Genomic DNA, 17,713 nt, shown 5'->3' with positions numbered 1-17,713 from the left:
TCAGCGCCTCCGCTTGGTGCGGGGATCGAATAGGTCGCGCAGGCCGTCCCCGAGCAGATTGACGGCAAGGACCGTGACGGCAAGGCAAATACCAGGGGCGAAAATCGTCAACGGCGCAATGGCGAGATAGAGACGGGAACTGGCGATCATGTTGCCCCAGCTCGGAATCTCGGGCGGTACGCCCACCCCGAGAAAACTCAGCCCAGCCTCCGTCAGGATCGCGCTCGCGCAGACAGTAGCTGCTTGGACCATCAGCGCAGGAACGGTACTTGGCAGGATATGCCGCCACAGCACCCTCGGCAGACGCGCCCCGCCACAGAGGGCGGCCTCCACATAGGGACGCTCGCGAACCCCCAGAACCACCGAACGAACCAGCCGCGCGACGGCCGGCGTCTCGGGTATTGCGATGGCGACAATAAGGATACCAATGCCGGGCCCTGTCAGGGAAATGAGGGCGATGGCCAACAGAATCGTTGGGATGGACATCAGACCGTCCATGATGCGCATGACCATGTTGTCAAAGCTGCGGCTGTAGCCGGCGACGATTCCGATCAGAAGCCCGGCAAGAGCCGCGCACCCCGCCGACAACAATCCGACCATAAGCGAGATGCGAGCACCGAAGATCGTTCGCGCAAAGACGTCCCGGCCCAGATTGTCGCTTCCAAACCACATTTCGGCCGAGGGCGGCTGGAGGCGCTTGAACGGATTTATGTTCACCGGGTCGCCGGCGTAAAGTGGGGCAGCGACCGCCAGAATGATCAGGAGCGTGAGGAGTCCGCCGCCTATCAAGACCAGCGGGTACCGCTTGGCTACGCGGGGAAGGTCGGATAATTGCAGCCGGCCCATCGGCACGGCTTCAACCGGTGCTGAGAGGAGCGTCATATCAGTACCGGATGCGGGGATCGATCAGCGTGTAGGCGAGATCGACCGTCAGGTTGATAAAGACGTACAGACCCGAAGTCAGGATAAGCACGCTCTGAATGATGGGATAGTCGCGATTGTTGATCGCATCCACGACCAGACGACCAATACCGGGTATGTTGAACACCGTCTCCGTGAGGACGACTCCGCCGATGAGATAGGCGAAGCTAATTCCGATGACGGTCAGGATCGGGACGCCGGCATTCTTCAGGGCATGATGGAAAAGCATGGCGTAGGACGAAGCGCCCTTGGCGGCGGCCGTTCGCATATAGTCTTCAGAAAGAACCTCGAGCATGCTCGCGCGCGTGATCCGGGCAATAAATGCAATGTAGGCAACACTTAAAGCAACCGTTGGCAGGATCAGGTGCTCAGACCAGGACCCGAGGCCTTGGCTAATGGGCTTGTATCCCTGAACCGGCAACCACTGCGCCCGCATCGCGAAGAAGTAGACGAGAAAGTAGCCAACAACGAAGACTGGAACCGAAAACCCAAGCGCTGAAAATGCAGTGAGGACGCGGTCGATTGGTCCACCACTCCGCCACGCGGCCAAGATGCCGAAAGAAACTCCTACCGTCACTGAAAGGATCATCGTCAAGATCGACAGGGAAAGAGTCGGCTCAAGCCGCTGCGACATGAGTTCGAGAACCGGTCGTCCGGCAAAGATCGAGGTGCCGAAATCGCCGCTGAGCATGTCGCGCACCCAATGTATGAACTGAACTGGCAAGGGATCGTTCAGGCTCAGCTTTTCGCGGATGCCGGCGATCATCTCCTCCGTCGCCGACCGGCCAGCCATCATCGCCGCCGGGTCACCTGGCGCCAGCCGGAGAAGCAGGAACACGAAGACCCCGACCATCGCCATGACAGCGATGGCCGAAACCAGCCTGCGAAAGATGTAACCAGCCACAGTGCTCAGGCCTTCTGCATGTTCCACATCGGAACGACCTGCGGCATGCCGATAAGCCCGGTAAGCGTCTTGCGGCGCGCCATCGGCGAGACATAGTGGCCCAACCTAACATCGCCCACGAAATCCCACCAGAGACCTTGCATCTGGCGAGCCAAGGCCTTCCGTTCCTCAAGCGTTGCTACAGATGGCCACTTGGCCCGCAGCGCTTCATATTCATCATTCTTCGGCCAGCCATACCAGGCGTTTTCTCCGTTCGCGAGGAGAAGCGGGGTAGCTAAGGGATTGGCGAGGGAGAAATCTGCCTCAGACGTAATGAACATGCTCCAGCCGCCATTCTCGACGGGATCCTTTTTCGCGCGTCGCGTGGAGAGGCCGCCCCAATCGCTGGGCGCAAGCTCGACATCGATCCCGATATTGTGCAGAGCCGCAGCAAGCAGCTGCGAACCATCGTTGCTGGGCGCCCAATCGGTTGCCTGCAAGACCACGATCTTTTCGCCCGCATAACCGGCCTCCTTGAAGAGCTGTTTGGCCTTTTCTGGATCGCCGCCCTTCTTGTACCAGCCCGTATTCTCATCGTTCGAATAGAGCGTATCGCCACCGAATATCGAAGTGACCGAGCGACCAAACTTCGGGGCCAGGACATTCATGAACGCCTCCTGGTCGATCAGGTGAAGCATCGCCTGCCGCGACTTTACGTTGTCGAACGGCTTCTGGAGACAATTGAGGCGCAGCAACATGCTCTTGCCGGATTTGTCCAGCACATCGACGACAAGGTTGGGATCACTCTCGATCACGGAGACAAGGTCGTTGGGCGGCTCCTCAACGTAATCGATCTCCCCTGCTTGCAAGGCCGCGAAGGCTGTCTGCGGGTCGGAGATATTATCCCAGATTATGCGATCGATTTTGACGATCTTACCGCCAGCCAATCCATCCGCCGGCTCCTGGCGAGGAATATATTTTTCATTGCGATCGTAGGTGTAGCTTGCGCCCGGCTTGACAAGCGCTTCATTGAACCTGAACGGTCCCGATCCGACGTTGGTGGTCACCTGCTCGGTTGCCGGGCGACTGGCATCCTTCTCGCGCATTATGAACAGGCACGGCGGTGTCAGATCTGCCAGGAGATCGACCAGAATGCCAAGCGGTTCCTTGAGGGAGATCACAAACGTCTTGTCGTCCTTCTTTGAGATGTCGCTCGCGCGCTCCATGACCAACTGTCCACCTGGAGCCACCTGGCCCCAGCGACGGATCGAAGCCACACAGTCCGCGGCGGTCACGGGAGTGTCGTCGTGCCAAACTAGGCCGTCTCGCAATTCGAACGTGTAGGTCTTTCTGTCTTCGGACACGCTCCACTTGCCGACCATTTGCGGCTGCGGCATGAACTTCGAGTCCACCCCGAACAGAGTATCGTAAATCGCCAAGCCGTGGTCGGCGGTGACGTTCGTCGCCGAAAAAATTGGATCGAAGATGCGCAGGTCATTCGCCTTCACCATGCGCACCGTCGGTGTACTACCTGACGCGGCCTGCGCCCGTAGTACCGATGGGATCGATATAGCTGCTCCGGCGGCCAAACCCATTTTGATGAGATCGCGTCGACAGATTGTCATCGATCATTCCCTCTGCAAATCGCGCCGTTGAACCGCGCTTATTTGATGAATACCAGAAGATCATCTGTCGCTAGGCGGTCTACGTCAAATTCAGATTGCGTATCATTGCCATCTGGTTGTGAGATGCCTCTCAGAGCGGTTTGGATGTTCTGGATATGAGGGTATCCTGGAAGGTGTCCGTGCTGAAGATTGGAAGTCTGGGGCCGCATGACCCTCGGAAGGAATAGCGAGGCGGAGGAGAGCGAAAGGTGAATTTGTCCAGATTCCCGCTGAGCCGAACCGTGTGCTCGTCGCAGAAGCGAGCGTTCAGCGCGAGAGTGCAGGCGCGCCACGTTATCGGGCTAGTCCCAACGCCGGGTTATCGCGCCAGCGCGGTTCAAGTAGCACCTTGACAGCGCGCATCGCGAGGTCCATCTGCGCAAACTTCGCATGGTACCACCCGCAATGACGTGCATCAGACGATCTCAATGAAGAACCCGTGCCGAGGTGATCAGGCGCCTTCCCCGGGCGCTTCGGGCCTTAGCTCGTCGCGAAGCGCCGGAGAGACTTGAAACTTTAGGGGGCGGCTGTTTGAAAGAAAGCCGTTCCGCTAAGCAGTTGCCGATTTGCTGCGACCGAGTCTTCGCCTCGGCGGATCCTTCGACACCCTAAGCCGCGCCTCTCGTTAGCTGGCGGCCTTGCGATTAGCCCGGGCCTCGGCGAGCAGACACAAAATTTCGTAGGCCACATGAACGGTAGAGATTGCAGTGTGCCCGGTCGGGTCGAGTGCCGGCAGCAGCTCGACGACGTCTGCGCCGATTACGTCGACGTTACGCAGACCGCGCATGATTACCTTTACGTCCCGCACACTAAGCTCCCCTGGAACGGGTGCTTGGGTACCATGGACGTAAGCGATGTTGAGTGCGTCGATATCGAAGCTGAGGAAGGTCGGTTCCGCGCCGACCACCTCACGGGTGCGAGTGATCACGCCCTGGCGGCCGAGCGCGGCACAATCGTCGTCCGTCAGAACGGTTACTCCTTGCCTCCGGGCCCAATCCAAGTTTTCGATGGCGCCTATGGAGCGTATGCCGATCATGATGTAGCGCTTAGGGTCAATCAATCCCTCCTCGATGGCTCGGCGGAACCCGGTGGCGCAGTTGATGCGGCTGCCGTTGTACTCGTCGCGCATATCGGGGTGAGCATCGAAATGAATCATCCCCATAGGCACCTTTACTCCTGCCTGAACCATGCCCCGCATGATCAATAATGTGATGGTATGATCCCCGCCGACCGCTAGGGGCGCGGCCCCGGCTGCAGAGATACGGGCGAAGAAATCGGAGATGCCTCGAATCGATTGCTCAAAGTTCAGGACATCGACTGGAGCGTCGCCAACATCCGCGATACGGCACCAGTCGAAAGGCGCTTGGCCAGTGAGCTCGTCAGCCTGCCACAATCTCTTGGAGAAGGCGCGCGCCTGGTCCGGACCAAGGCGTTGGCCAACGCTGTCGAAGAAGGTGCCTTGATCGAAGGGTACACCCGCGATGGCAATATCCAAGCCCCCCGGCCCGGGCCGTTTCTCTGCTTGCAACCGCCCGTACTGGGTCGAAAATTGTCCGACGATGCGTTGATTCATTCTTTTTCTTCCTGCGTAAAGCTGACTTGGGAAGTTAGGGTCCACGTCGTTGGCGGCCATAAACGGTGAGAACCGGCGCGGGTCGGGAAATGTGGGAGTTCATTCACTGTCATGAGGCGTGCCATTGACGGATGAGTCTGTTCACGGCCTCGCTCTGATCGATGTGCACCGCGTGCCCTGCATTGTTCAGCAGGTGGAAATCCGAATTCCTGATCAGTTTTGCCAGCTTCAGCCCTTGTTCCGGCGTCACGGTCGGGTCGTTCTTCGACCAGATAATCAATGTCGGGGCCTGAAGTCGATCAAGGTAGGGGAAGATGTATCTGTGCTGTAGCGCAACATAGAGACGCTCATTGGTCTCTTCTTCGGGCAAGTTCTGAAACATCTGGTATTGTCTGCGCGCCGCAGCCCGCCGATAAGCCTCTCGCTTTGCGTCTTCTACATCCTGCCTAGAGGCACGGGTGCCTTTCCACCATCCGTTGATGTATTCCTCTTCGCTCGGCATCGGACCCGAATAGTCATAACTCTGCCGGCTGGCTTGGATCCAAGCCTCGTCACGGTCGTCTCCAAACGCTGGGGACACGGAGTTCGCCGTCAGCAGTACTAGCTTGGAAACAAGATCGGGACGCACGATTGCTATCCGCGTCGCGACGAATGATCCTTCTGAATTGCCAGCTAGCGTAATCTGTTTTAACCCCAGCGCTTCGATGAAGCTAATCACGTGATCCACGCGACCGAGCCGGTTTATGTATCTGTGATCAGCGGGATATTCCGTTCCACCAAAGTGGAGCTGATCAACTGCGATCACCCGGAATTGGTCGGATAGGCCGTTCAGCTGCAGAACAAAGGAAGCCTTTCCCTCGGCGCCGAAGCCGGCACCGTGTACAAATACTATCGGCATACCGGCTCCCTTCTCACAATACGAGGTCGTAATACCACCAACCGAGATGCTATGTTCCGTGATCATTTATTTGGGTTCCTCAGTAAACTGGCAGCGTCAGGTCGGCTTTGTTACTTTGGGCGGAACCGATCCAATCCCTCATCGCGAATATAGCAGCCGCAGATCGGCCGCCTTGTTTAATTGTCCGAGTTCAAACGCAGGAAATCGGCGTTCCGCCATCAGCTCGCGATAAACTGCGACTCTGTCGCATCGGGTACGAGGTATTTTGGGGTCCCGCTATTTGTCGCATGCCGGACCATGGCGGAGGGCAAAGCCGCCGAAGCGAGGGGGAGCCCTCGAGAATAGGAGTCTGGGGCGCCGCAACTGCGTCGGCCGTCAGAACTTCGGCTGATCGCCTGTGTGCGCTCCCACGCAGGTCTCGCACAACCGCCAAGCAAATTGGAATCCACATCCGGCCAATGGAACATAGGCTTGACGCTGCGTGCAAGTCGCACGTGCAAATCGATAGCGGTCGCGACTGGAGAGCAATTCGCTTCCGGTAATGGAAGGGTCACGTTCGGCGAGTGCTAACGCCGGCGGCACATCATAGGCGCTTGCATGGCAGCGGTTGATGCAGAGCTCATATGTCTCATCAAAATCAAGGGCTCTGGCCGTCGTCGCGTTGACAAGACCGCCAAGCTGGCGGGGAGCTTCTCTCCGGAAATCCAGACCGTACATTCCGGGTTGCCGCCCGACAACGCTCCCAAGTCGCGAGAGAAGCGGGCGATAGGATCATTCGATCCGCCGATCGCGCACGCGATCGTGTCAAGGATTGACAGCTTCGCACGCTTTATCGCTCAGGTATCGCCTCGAGACTGGAATCGAGAACATGCCTGATGAGTTGCGTTGTTACATCCACTGCCATACCTCCAAGACTGGATCGAGAGCCTTTATGCGCGAGCAGGTCGATCGGCTAGCCACGACGCTTCTGGGCAAGAGGAGCTCGTGTGGACATCATCCGAGGCCAGAGCCGAACTCGAAAGCGCTGCTTCAAGATGTAGGGCCGATCGGGATGCGCTTTGAGTTAATCATCCCTGTTTCAACGCAGGAAAGAAGCGTTTTTTTTCACGCGCAACTCTGATTACTGAGGTATAGAACATTGCCGGCCATCAGCGGACACCCGGCTTCCATGCTGCCCTAAGAAGATACGCGACCTTGCTGCAGGGGCATGGCCAAAAGCGCAGCATTCATCCAATGATTCGTAGGGCTGCCACGGTATCTGCGAGTGCTCAGCGTTTGCATGTCTTGTGCTGAGCACCGGCGGTCGTCAGGGAGGATCAATATGGACGTCTGACAGCCGCGAATACGTGGTGGTGGATCCTGGCCAACGTATGCTGATGCAGTTTTCAAGCAGGCGATGTCAGCGCTGATCGGCAGCGGAGACATCCGATCGCAGGGGCAGCGCCCCAGACGATGTTCGCAGGTGGGGACACTGATCCCGGCGCAATTCGTGAAGCCCACAAGTGAGCCGACAAAGCGAAGTCATCGATGCTGCCAGCCGACAGACGAGCTTTGCGGTCAATCTGATGAGGGAGTTTAGGACGCGTCGCCGCCCTAGATCGCACACCACCGGACGAACCGCGATGGCGATCAAGTTGATGCGCTTAAGACCGCAAAGTGCCGGCGTAAAACTGGATCAGGGCGCATAATACCCTTATTCTTCAATAGGCAGAGCCAATGACGCCTTGATCCGATCCATTACTACCATCGTCTTGACTGCTTTGATATCGGACTCATGAAAAAATCGGCGGGTAAATGCCTCATACTCGGCCATGTCCTGGACAGAGATCAAGAGAACGAAATCGGCTTCACCCGTCACATAGTACGCACTCATGATCTCAGGCGTGCGCCGAACCGCCTGCTTGAACCGATCAATGATATCTACCCGCTCACGCTCGAGACTGATCGACGCCAGCATGAGCATGGGACGACCCACGGCTTGTGGCGAGACTATGGCAACGTCAGCCTCGATCACACCTTCATCACGCAGTCGCTTCAGTCGCCGCTGACAAGCGGTCGCAGAAAGGCCCGCCAATTCGCCCAATTCAGCCGTCGTCAGGCGATTGTCGCGCTGCACTGCGTTGAGAAGCTTGCGATCAACTCGATCCAGGTCCATTTCACGATCACTGCAAAAAAGGAGAGGTTTGCGCAGAAAAACTGCTTGGCTCACAGGATATTAGCCTGAGTTCCACAAGGATCAAGCCATAAAATGATCCGATCAGCGAAAGGCATGTGCCTCCCGGTGGTGAACCTCTTGTCTTATAAATTCGGCCGAATGGTATGGTCGCCCGCAACGGTAGCTCGACGGCTTCTCAATCAAGGCATTTCGTTGCCACAACTGCAGAAATGGGCGTCCCGAGTAGATTTTGCGCTCCTTACCCACGTAACACGGATCTGATGACGAGCATGACAAGCCATTTTCTTCCTATGGACGTCCTCCGGCAGGAATTTCCAGCCACCCAAAGCGCCATTTACATGGATGTTGCAAATCAGGGGCTCATATCCAGAACCACCCGTACGTCCATGGATCAGCACCTTGATAATCGACTAAACGGCTTGAATGACGAAGAAGGAATGATGCAGCTTGTCGAGCAAACACGCTCCAGATTTGCTCAATTTATTGGGGCCGAAAAGGACGAAATCGCTGTTACGAAGAATGCATCGGAAGGCATTAACATAATCGGAAACGCGATTCCTTGGAAGCCCGGAGACAATGTTGTCCTGTGCCGCCAATTGGAGCACGCAAACAACATCCTTCCTTGGCTGCAACTCAGGGACAAGCACGGAGTTGAGCTGCGGATTGTAGCATCTGATAACGGCGCAATCCCGTGCGACGCTACTATCGATCAAATCGACTCGCGCACCCGTATCGTTACAGTATCGACTGTCACAATGGTGCCAGGTTTCAAGACAGTGATGGAGCCGATAGCCGAGGCTTGCAAGCGTCTTGGCGCCTTTCTTTTGGCCGACGCCTCCCAATCAGTTGGCATCCTCCATACCGATGTCAAACTGCTTGGCGTCGACGGTTTGGTGGCTTCATCTTACAAGGGGTTGATGGGCCTCTATGGGTTGGGATTTCTATATTGCCGCCGGGAATGGGCGGATCGCCTAAGCCCTGCCTACCTCGCCCGCTTTAGTGTCGATTTGGGCGACGCACCAGAGTCGGCTCCAATATTCGATTCGGTAAAATTGCGCGCCGGCGCGCCCCGTTTTGAGATTGGCCACTTCAATTTTCCCGGCGTCATAGCGGTCCACGCATCCATCGGACAGCTGATGGAAATCGGCACGCCCGCCATTGAACAAAGCGTTACATCGGTTGCAAGGCGACTGGCGTCGGGCCTCCTAGACCTCGGGCTCCCGGTCTGCGGCGGAACGCCAGGGGATCACACCGGAAGTATTGTTGCTCTCGGAGATCCAGCACCTAGTTCGGGAAAAGCCGATAGCCGCATTCAGTCGCTGCACGAGCATTTATTGAAAAACCAGGTGATCGTCTCAGCACGCCGGGGAATGCTGCGCTTCTCGCTACATTTATACAACACAGCAGACGAGGCTGACCGAGTTGTCGGCCTGGCAAAGAACTGGCTGGCATAGCCGCAAGCTTGCGTTCTCAAGGAGGGATAGGAGTATTCATGTCGTCCATCAGCATACAAACGGTAGAGCTTCTCAAACAACTCATAAAAATTGAGAGCATCAACCCTTCAGCGTCGGCAAAGGGGAGCGGTGAACAAAAGGTCGCTGAGTTCCTCGAGGCCTTTTGCCGAGAGCGTAATCTGCCCTTTGAGTATCAGGAAGTCACCGACGGCCGCGCCAACTTCTTCACCTGGGTTCCTGGGCAGGAGCCCGACAAGCGTGTCCTGTTCATATCCCACATGGACACGGTGCCGGTTGATAATTGGGAGGCAGATCCTTTTTCGCCGGACGAACGGGATGGTCGGATTTATGGGCGAGGAAGTTGTGACGATAAGGGCCCGCTCGCGGCAATGCTCATGGCTCTTAGCACCCTGGGGGACCGTAAGCCACGATACACGATTGTCCTAGGTGCAAGCGTCGACGAAGAATACCGAAAGAAAGGGGCGCGAAAAATCGCTCAATCAGGTGTATCCTACGAGGCCGCAGTGGTCGGCGAGCCCACTGACTTGGAGCTTGTCGTTGCACATAAGGGATCGGTCCGCTGGCAGGTTGAAGTGGAGGGTGTGCCCGCTCACAGCTCCAAGCCCCATCTCGGAGTGAACGCGATCACAGGAATGGCCAAGGTTATCTTGGCGCTCGACAAGATTAATGAGACTCTGTCCCAACGCGTGCACCCCCTGGTCAGCCCCCCGACCCTCACGATCACGCTCATCGAAGGGGGTGCGGAATTGGCGACGGTACCGCCATCCTGCCGGGTGTGGATCGACCGGCGGCTCATACCGGGAGAGCGACCGGCGGACGCGCTCAAGGAGGTAGAAAACATCCTGGAGGGCCTGCGCCAGGGTCCCGATAAGATCAAGGTGCGCTCGCTGCTACCCGCTCTGGAAGATCCAGCTCCCCCGAGTGCGGAAGCCACAAAAATCGCCGCAGTGGCGGCAAAGGCCTGTGCTGAAGTCGCCGGAACGGGCCAGCACCGCGGAGTTCCATATGGGACGGATGCGAGTCAGCTGTCGTTGGGAGGTATTCCCTGCGTTATTCTTGGACCTGGAAGTATTGATCAGGCCCATACTGCCAATGAGTACGTGGAGATTGATCAATTGGCCAAAGCGGTCGACATCTACCAAAAGATCATGCTTACCTACTAGCGACCACTGGCACAATCACGCGAGAATAGGATCCCGCGATGACCTCGGCTTCGCGGACCACGTGCCTTACGGTAGATTTCAAGCCCTACCAAGCCACTTACATTTGATCCCGCCGTTGCCGGATGATCATCTCTGACCTCGATGCGGCAAGAGGCTGGCGCATTGGGACGGATATCGGCTGGGGGCTTCGCAGCCGATATCCGCGGCCTCATGGTCCGATCCAGGCGAAGACGACAGCTTACCTGATCTTGGGCTTCCGATAATGACCATGACAAATGTTTGAGGCAGATGAACACTTTTCTGCGGAGGCCGATGATCATTTTCATGATGAATGCGGCATATTCGGTGTCTTTGGCCCCTTGGATGCGGCCACTATCGTAACCCTCGGCTTGCATGCCCTGCAGCACCGGGGCCAGGAGGCGGCGGGCATTGTCTCCTATGACGGCACGCAGTTCCACGTCGAACGTCATGTCGGCCTGATCGGCGACACCTTTGCCAAGCAGCCGGTCCTCGACCGGCTGAAGGGCATGCGCGCCATCGGCCACACCCGCTACGCCACCGCGGGCGGACCCGGGCTGAGCAACGTACAGCCTTTCTTCGCCGAGTTGGCCGACGGCGGCTTTGCCATCGCCCACAACGGCAACATCACCAATGCGATGACGCTGCAGCGTACGCTGCAGAAGCAGGGTTCGATCTTCTCGTCGACCTCCGACACCGAAACGATCCTGCATCTCATCGCAACCAGCAGCGGGAAGGACGTCATTTCGCGCTTCATAGATGCGGTTCGCCAACTGGAGGGCGCATTCTCATTGGTAGCGCTCTCCCCCACAAAAATGATCGGCTGCCGCGACGCGCTCGGGATCCGGCCGCTGGTACTAGGCGAACTTGACGGCGCCTGGATCCTGGCCTCAGAGACCTGCGCGCTCGACATCATCGGTGCGCGCTTTGTTCGAGACCTCAAGCCTGGCGAGATGGTCATCGTCACCGCTGAGGGAGTGGAGAGCCTGTTCCCGTTCGAAACGCAGAAGCCGCGGTTCTGCATTTTCGAGTATGTCTATTTCTCTCGTCCGGATTCGTCGGTTAGGGCCGCAACGTCTATGAAGTGCGGAAGAAGATTGGCGCCGCGCTCGCCATCGAGAACCCGGTCGATGCCGATATCGTAGTGCCTGTGCCCGACGGCGGCACGCCGGCCGCGATCGGCTTCGCCCAAGCCGCCGGCCTGCCCTTCGAGCTCGGCATCATCCGCAACCACTATGTAGGCCGCACCTTCATCCAGCCGACGGATTCCATCCGCCACATGGGCGTCAAGCTGAAGCACAATGCCAATCGCCGGATGATCGAGGATAAGCGGATCGTGCTGGTCGACGATTCCGTAGTGCGAGGCACAACCAGCCAGAAGATCGTACAGTTGCTGCGCGATGCCGGCGCGAAGGAAGTTCACATGCGCGTTGCTTCGCCGCCGACACGCTCCTCATGCTTCTACGGCGTCGACACGCCCGAGACGGCGAAACTTTTAGCGTCGCGCATGTCGATCGAGGAAATGGCCAACTTTATCCGTGTCGATTCGCTTGGCTTCCTGTCGATCGACGGGCTTTATCGAGCTCTCGGCGAAACGGCCCGTGAGAACAAACAGCCTCAATTCTGCGACGCCTGCTTCACTTCTGCGGGCTTACTGCGGAAGAGTCCTTCGACCGCACCACCTCTGAGCGATCCCTGGTCCGTGTTGTTCGAACACGGCGCGCCGACAGATGCAGCGTCGGTGTCCCGGCACAGCGCCGCTGCGCAGATCAGTCGATCAATCTTCGGCCCGCTGTTGTGAAGCCGGTCGCGATGGCATGGGGCGGGTCAAACGGTGCGGATCGGCGGCCTGTGCGATGAGCTCCTCCGAAAGGTCCGGCTGCTCGGCCAGGACTTCGCGGATCGTTTTACCGGAGGACAAGACTAACTTTGCAAGCTCCGCCGCCCGATCATACCCGATCGCGGGCGTCAGAGCTGTTGCCACGGCGGTGCTGGCTTCGAGATGTCTGCGGCAAGTCTCTGCATTGGCGGTAATGCCCACGACGCACTTCGTGCGCAGAACATCGACGGCATTGGTCAGAAGCTCAAGCGAGTGCAGTAAATTGTAGGCGATCACCGGCTCCATGACGTTCAGCTGCAGCTGTCCCGCTTCGGAGGCGAGTGTGATCGTGAGATCGTAACCGATGATCTGAAAGGCGACCTGATTGACCACCTCCGGCACTACAGGATTGACCTTTCCGGGCATGATCGAGGAGCCGGGCTGAAGCGCTGGCAAATTGATTTCGTTCAGCCCCCCACGCGGGCCGCTGGAAAGCAGCCGCAGATCGTTGCATATCTTCGAGAGTTTTGTGGCCGTCCGCTTCAGCATTCCCGAGAAGAGCACGAAGGCACCGGTATCCCAGCAAGCTTCGATCAGATTTCCGGCCGGGATAACGGGCAGGCCGGAAATCGCGCGCAACTCGGCGACAGCTGCCGCCTGATAGCCGGGGTTCGTATTGATGCCGGTGCCAATCGCCGTGCCACCGAGATTGATTTCATGGAAGAAAGCGCCAATCTCACCGAGACGGGCCACATCTTCCCGCAGCGTCGTCGCGAAAGCCTGAAACTCCTGGCCAAGCGTCATCGGAACTGCGTCTTGCAGCTGCGTGCGGCCCAGTTTGATCACGTCCGAAAAGGCTTCCGACTTGCCCTCCAACTCAGTCGCGAGTTGCTCCAAAGCCCGTTGCAATGCCCCGCGTGAAAGAAGGATCGCAAGGCGGATCGCTGTCGGATAAACATCGTTTGTCGATTGGGCGAAATTGACGTCGTTATTGGGGTGCAGTTGGTCGTATTGTCCGCGTGGCAGTCCCATGATCTCCAAGCCGCGGTTGGCGATCACTTCATTGATGTTCATGTTGGTCGAGGTGCCTGCGCCGCCTTGAAACACATCGAGCGGGAAATGGCAGAGATGCCTGCCGGCCGCGATTTCTTCGCAGACCTGGCAGATGACATCGGCCTTTTGCTTGTCCAGATCGCCGAGCGCCGCGTTGGCGCGTGCCGCTGCCATTTTCACGTAGGCAAGCGACTTGATGAAGTTCGAAAAATGGCTGATCCGGATACCAGAAATCGGGAAGTTAGCGATGCCCCGAGCCGTTTGCGGGCCATAATAGGCATCGACCGGGATGCTTACAGGGCCAAGCGGATCTTTCTCGATGCGCTCTATTTCTGGAGCCTTCGTCACCACGATTACCTCAGTCATTGCGCTAGCGCAGAGGCGCATGTCGGTTGGAATCCTCCAGCTCGGAGCTCATCGAGGCCTCGTCATAGCTCCGCGGCCGAGCGGTCCAATAGCCACAAGGAAAGTGGGCCTCCCGGCTTCGAAGTAGTTGCGGAGCGGATCCGTCCGGGACAGAAGAGAATCAGCACGCTCCGCCTCCATGGTGGCGCACGACCTATTGTTTAGCCCGATCACCATTTGGATCGAAAAACGCCCGGAGCGACGCGTCGCATTCGTAGAGTTTGCCGGCGATCTCGATTTCCCATCGACTGTTTTCAATCAGGTCCTTCGTGACACCAGTGGGGTGGTTTACATATCCCATTCCGACTGACGTTCCGATCGTAAAGCTCTTCACGCCGGACGAAATATATCCGACAATCCTCCCGTCACAGCGGATAAGCTCTTCATGAAAGAGGACAGGCTTCGGATCGCGAAGCTTGAATGATACCAGTCGTTTTTTAAGCGGTCCGGAATTTTTCTGGGACGTCAAAGCGTCTTTTCCTATAAAGCCGCCTTCTTTATTCCAGTCCACTGTAAATCCTAACCCCGCTTCAAGCAAAGTATCCACTGGCGTTAGATCGAGCTGGTATTCTCGGTAGGCGCGCTCGGACCGCAGATGTTCAAGCGCGTGGTACCCTGCAGCCTTGAGGCCATACGCCTGGCCGGCCTCCCAAACAACATCAAACACGTGCTGTGCCATCTCGGTTGGAATATGAAGCTCCCAGCCAAGTTCTCCGACATAAGTCAGCCTGTTGGCTATCACACGAGCATATCCGATATCGATTTCCTGACTGGTAGCGAATGGGAACGCCGAATTCGCCAGATCTGTGTCGGTTACCTGCGATAGGATCTCGCGCGATCGCGGCCCTTGCAATGACAGGACCGCGTACCCAGACGTGAGATCGGTGACCGTGACATTCCATTCGTCAGTAATGTGTTTTGATATCCAGGCCTTATCCCGAGGATGGACGGTCGCTGACGAGATGATTAGGAACTCTGTCTGCGACAACCGGTTCACAGTGATGTCCGTCTCTATCCCGCCCTTTTCATTGAGCATGTGGGTGTATACCAGCTTTCCAACAAGTACATCCACGTTGCCGGCGCAAAGCCACTGAAGGAAACGGCACGCATCGCGACCCTGAACCAAGTGTTTGCCGAAAGAGCTTTGGTCCAACAAGATGGCATTGTTGCGGGCAGCCTTGCACTCCTGACTGGTATATTTGAACCAGTTCGGCTCGTCGTAGGAATAGACGTTTTTAGTCGATTCCCCCTCCCCGCGAACCACATGGGACGCTCCCATCCCATCCCTTCGCCAAAGCTTGCTCCAAGCCTCGCCCACCGGTCGTGAAGAGCGCTTTTGCGGACACCTCGGGATGTCTCAGACTGGTAAGCCGGCCAGTGCATCTTATAGTGAAGACCTAAAACTTCGGCTGTGCGATCGTGCAAATATCTTTTATTGATCTGGAAGGGATGGAAACGCGCGACATCCACGAAGCTGATATCCATCTGAGGCTCACCGGCAATGATCCACTCTGCCAGGGCTCGTCCGGCTCCCGCGCCGTATTCAATGCCCTCTGAATTATAACCTGTCGAAACGAAAAGATTTTTCGATCCAGGAACTTCACCAATCATGAACAGAAGGTCAGGGGTGAAACTTTCAGGACCATTGAAAAACTTTGCAATGCCGCAGTTCGCAAGATCAGGAACAATCTCTATCGCGTTGGTCATCGGTAGCTCAAAATGATCCCAGTCCTCAGGAAGCTCGATGTACGCCGTTTCCTTCGGAAGCTTCCCCATCGGCAAAGGTTTTCCCCAAGGCTCGAAGGCACCAACCAAGAGCTTTCCTGTATCTTCCTTGAGATACACATGCCCGTCGGTGTCGCGTAGCACTGGCAAGGTGGGCGTCACGAAATCCATGGCTTCGGTCACTATATAAAAGTGCTCTGCCGCGTATATCGGAATTCGTGCACCTAACTTCGACGCAAGTTCTCTGGTCCAAAGCCCACACGCAAGTACGAGAATTTCAGCTTCAACAACTCCGTCATTAGTCCGAACTTGGTAGTGCCCGTCTGCTGTGCGCCAGAGGTCTGTGACTTCCGCGTTTTCGAAAATCTTTACGCCGTTCTTTTTGGCGCCAAGAGCTAACGCCATGCATGTGTCGACAGGATTGGTCTGGCCGTCACCAGGGATAAAGACTGCGCCTTCGATGATTGACGCGTTGAGCGCTGGATAGAGTTTTTTCGCCTCGCTCGGCGAGATCATGTTGGCCTCAAGGCCAAAACTTTTGGCGATCGAGGCGTTGCGTGCAGTTTCGTAGAGGCGTTCCTTGGTTCTGGCGACCCCAAGCGTGCCATTTCGCTTAAATCCGGTGGCTTGGCCAGTCTCGGCCTCCAGCGCGGAGTAAAGTTCAGCATTGTATTTTGCGATCTCCGTCAGCGCGTGTGTCCCACGCGTCTGCATGATCAAACCCGCAGCGTGCCAAGTTGTTCCGGAGGTAAGACTGTTGCGCTCCAAGAGTGCGACGTCCTTCTTACCGTTCCTTGCAAGGTGAAAGGCAACACTTGCTCCCGCGATCCCTCCACCAACTATGAGGATCTCGTGGTGGCGAGTCGCTGTTTCACGAGGACGGAAAGGCGGATTCGTAATCATAGGTATCCTTGTTCGGTTTCACTCGGAGCTGGCAGCGGCAAGGTGTTTCGACGAGTTCGGCCATGTTGAGCTTATGCAGGCCGCTACCGCGCATTTTCGGCTTTATGATCATGAGTCAGTCACTTTCCAGCAGACTAAGGGGCGAGGCTCGCGTAGATCGCGCTAATTGGGCCGCAAAAGCGGTGTCGTTCTGCGTATTCTTCGGTTGGGCGCTGATTTATTGCGCGCGGAGAGCGGGCGGCGCTGATGAAGCAAGGTCAATCTGATTGCCTTGCAAAGCGCGCCGCAATCCACTCGCTAGTCACAGCGCTATCGAGGGCGGTGAAGGGCCGCTATGTGAGAGATGGCGCAGTTTGCCATCTGGGCGCTCCGACACGGCATCATGTAAGGTTGCCGACCAAACTGCTTGAGGAAACCATCGACAGCCAATACAATGATGAACCTGGGCATAGCCAGAGAAGACCCCACCCCGATATCCTGTGCGGGGTGGTAGCCTTTGCCGTCGGACGGCCAAGGAAGCTGAAGGGCGGGCGCCCCCTCACCGTCCGCCCCAGCGAATAGAACCAGCGCTTTGCCCAGTGCCACGGCTGTCCTGCGCGCGACTGTGAGACGCGCGTCGGCACCCTCGAGCTTGCGCATCCCAAGCTGCGGAGGGCTCCTGCTTCCCGGTAAAAAGACGCTGACCGCAGTCGTGCGGGAGGTTGGCGCGAACGACCAATAGCGGCCGCTGCTGACCAGATCCGGTGAAGTCCTCAGCTCGTCGCCACCACGGCTGCCGCGAAGCTGCATGGTACCAATCCAAGCGATCGGCTCAACGGCTAGATCAAGTGGAAGACAATGGTCGGCGGCTTCTTCTCTAAGATGCCATAGTCCGCCTCCAGGTGCGCTGCTCGTGCTCATGGCGATGAAGGAGCTTGTTAGGCCAGATGAGCCATGATCCGCTTATGGGCCTGCCGGCATTGACATGATACGCCGGCTGCATGCCAGAGCGCGCGGCGACCAAGTCCCCAGCTACACCCTTCCGTGGGCACCATCTC

General features: G+C 57.3%; 10 protein-coding genes and 2 pseudogenes. 3 read left to right on the top strand and 9 right to left on the bottom strand.

Features of this window, described 5'->3' with window-relative positions; all coding sequences use genetic code 11:
- From EJ077_RS01500 to EJ077_RS01470, 6 genes are all read right to left on the bottom strand, one after another.
- Window positions 1-882 carry an ABC transporter permease gene (locus EJ077_RS01500; RefSeq protein ID WP_208699308.1) on the bottom strand — a complete coding sequence of 294 codons (882 nt, stop codon included), beginning with the start codon at window positions 880-882 and terminating at the stop codon, window positions 1-3.
- Between the two features lies 1 nt (window position 883).
- Window positions 884-1,825, bottom strand: a complete 942-nt coding sequence (locus tag EJ077_RS01495; protein WP_208699306.1) for an ABC transporter permease — start codon at window positions 1,823-1,825, stop codon at window positions 884-886.
- Between the two features lie 5 nt (window positions 1,826-1,830).
- On the bottom strand, window positions 1,831-3,429 hold the full coding sequence (locus EJ077_RS01490) for an ABC transporter substrate-binding protein (protein WP_208699304.1): 1,599 nt from the start codon (window positions 3,427-3,429) through the stop codon (window positions 1,831-1,833).
- A gap of 664 nt (window positions 3,430-4,093) precedes the next feature.
- Window positions 4,094-5,041, bottom strand: a complete 948-nt coding sequence (locus EJ077_RS01485; RefSeq protein ID WP_208699302.1) for an arginase family protein — start codon at window positions 5,039-5,041, stop codon at window positions 4,094-4,096.
- Between the two features lie 109 nt (window positions 5,042-5,150).
- Window positions 5,151-6,005, bottom strand: a complete 855-nt coding sequence (locus tag EJ077_RS01480) for an alpha/beta fold hydrolase (RefSeq protein WP_245458607.1) — start codon at window positions 6,003-6,005, stop codon at window positions 5,151-5,153.
- Window positions 6,006-7,632: 1,627 nt separating this feature from the next.
- Entirely contained in the window at window positions 7,633-8,094 is a 462-nt protein-coding gene (locus EJ077_RS01470) for an Lrp/AsnC family transcriptional regulator (RefSeq protein ID WP_126057703.1), read from the bottom strand.
- A 281-nt stretch (window positions 8,095-8,375) separates the two neighbouring features.
- Here EJ077_RS01470 and EJ077_RS01465 point away from each other — a divergent pair, with 281 nt between their 5' ends.
- From EJ077_RS01465 to purF, 3 genes and pseudogenes are all read left to right on the top strand, one after another.
- Window positions 8,376-9,569 carry an aminotransferase class V-fold PLP-dependent enzyme gene (locus tag EJ077_RS01465; RefSeq protein WP_208699300.1) on the top strand — a complete coding sequence of 398 codons (1,194 nt, stop codon included), beginning with the start codon at window positions 8,376-8,378 and terminating at the stop codon, window positions 9,567-9,569.
- 38 nt (window positions 9,570-9,607) lie between these two features.
- Window positions 9,608-10,753 carry a M20 family metallopeptidase gene (locus tag EJ077_RS01460; protein WP_208699298.1) on the top strand — a complete coding sequence of 382 codons (1,146 nt, stop codon included), beginning with the start codon at window positions 9,608-9,610 and terminating at the stop codon, window positions 10,751-10,753.
- A gap of 275 nt (window positions 10,754-11,028) precedes the next feature.
- Window positions 11,029-12,413 (top strand): annotated as a pseudogene (gene purF / locus EJ077_RS01455) (amidophosphoribosyltransferase); the annotation flags it as partial.
- 135 nt (window positions 12,414-12,548) lie between these two features.
- Here purF and EJ077_RS01450 read toward each other — a convergent pair.
- The 3 genes and pseudogenes from EJ077_RS01450 to EJ077_RS31740 all read right to left on the bottom strand — a co-directional run.
- Window positions 12,549-14,009 carry an aspartate ammonia-lyase gene (locus tag EJ077_RS01450; RefSeq protein ID WP_208699296.1) on the bottom strand — a complete coding sequence of 487 codons (1,461 nt, stop codon included), beginning with the start codon at window positions 14,007-14,009 and terminating at the stop codon, window positions 12,549-12,551.
- A 193-nt stretch (window positions 14,010-14,202) separates the two neighbouring features.
- Entirely contained in the window at window positions 14,203-15,327 is a 1,125-nt protein-coding gene (locus EJ077_RS31745) for an aminomethyltransferase family protein (RefSeq protein WP_245458606.1), read from the bottom strand.
- Window positions 15,328-15,440: 113 nt separating this feature from the next.
- A pseudogene (locus EJ077_RS31740) lies at window positions 15,441-16,676 on the bottom strand (FAD-dependent oxidoreductase); the annotation flags it as partial.
- Window positions 16,677-17,713 lie beyond the last annotated feature (1,037 nt).

This window comes from Mesorhizobium sp. M8A.F.Ca.ET.057.01.1.1, assembly GCF_003952565.1.
Taxonomy (GTDB): Bacteria; Pseudomonadota; Alphaproteobacteria; order Rhizobiales; family Rhizobiaceae; genus Mesorhizobium.
Note: the sequence above shows the minus strand (reverse complement) of the source record. Positions and strands in the feature narration are given on the sequence as shown.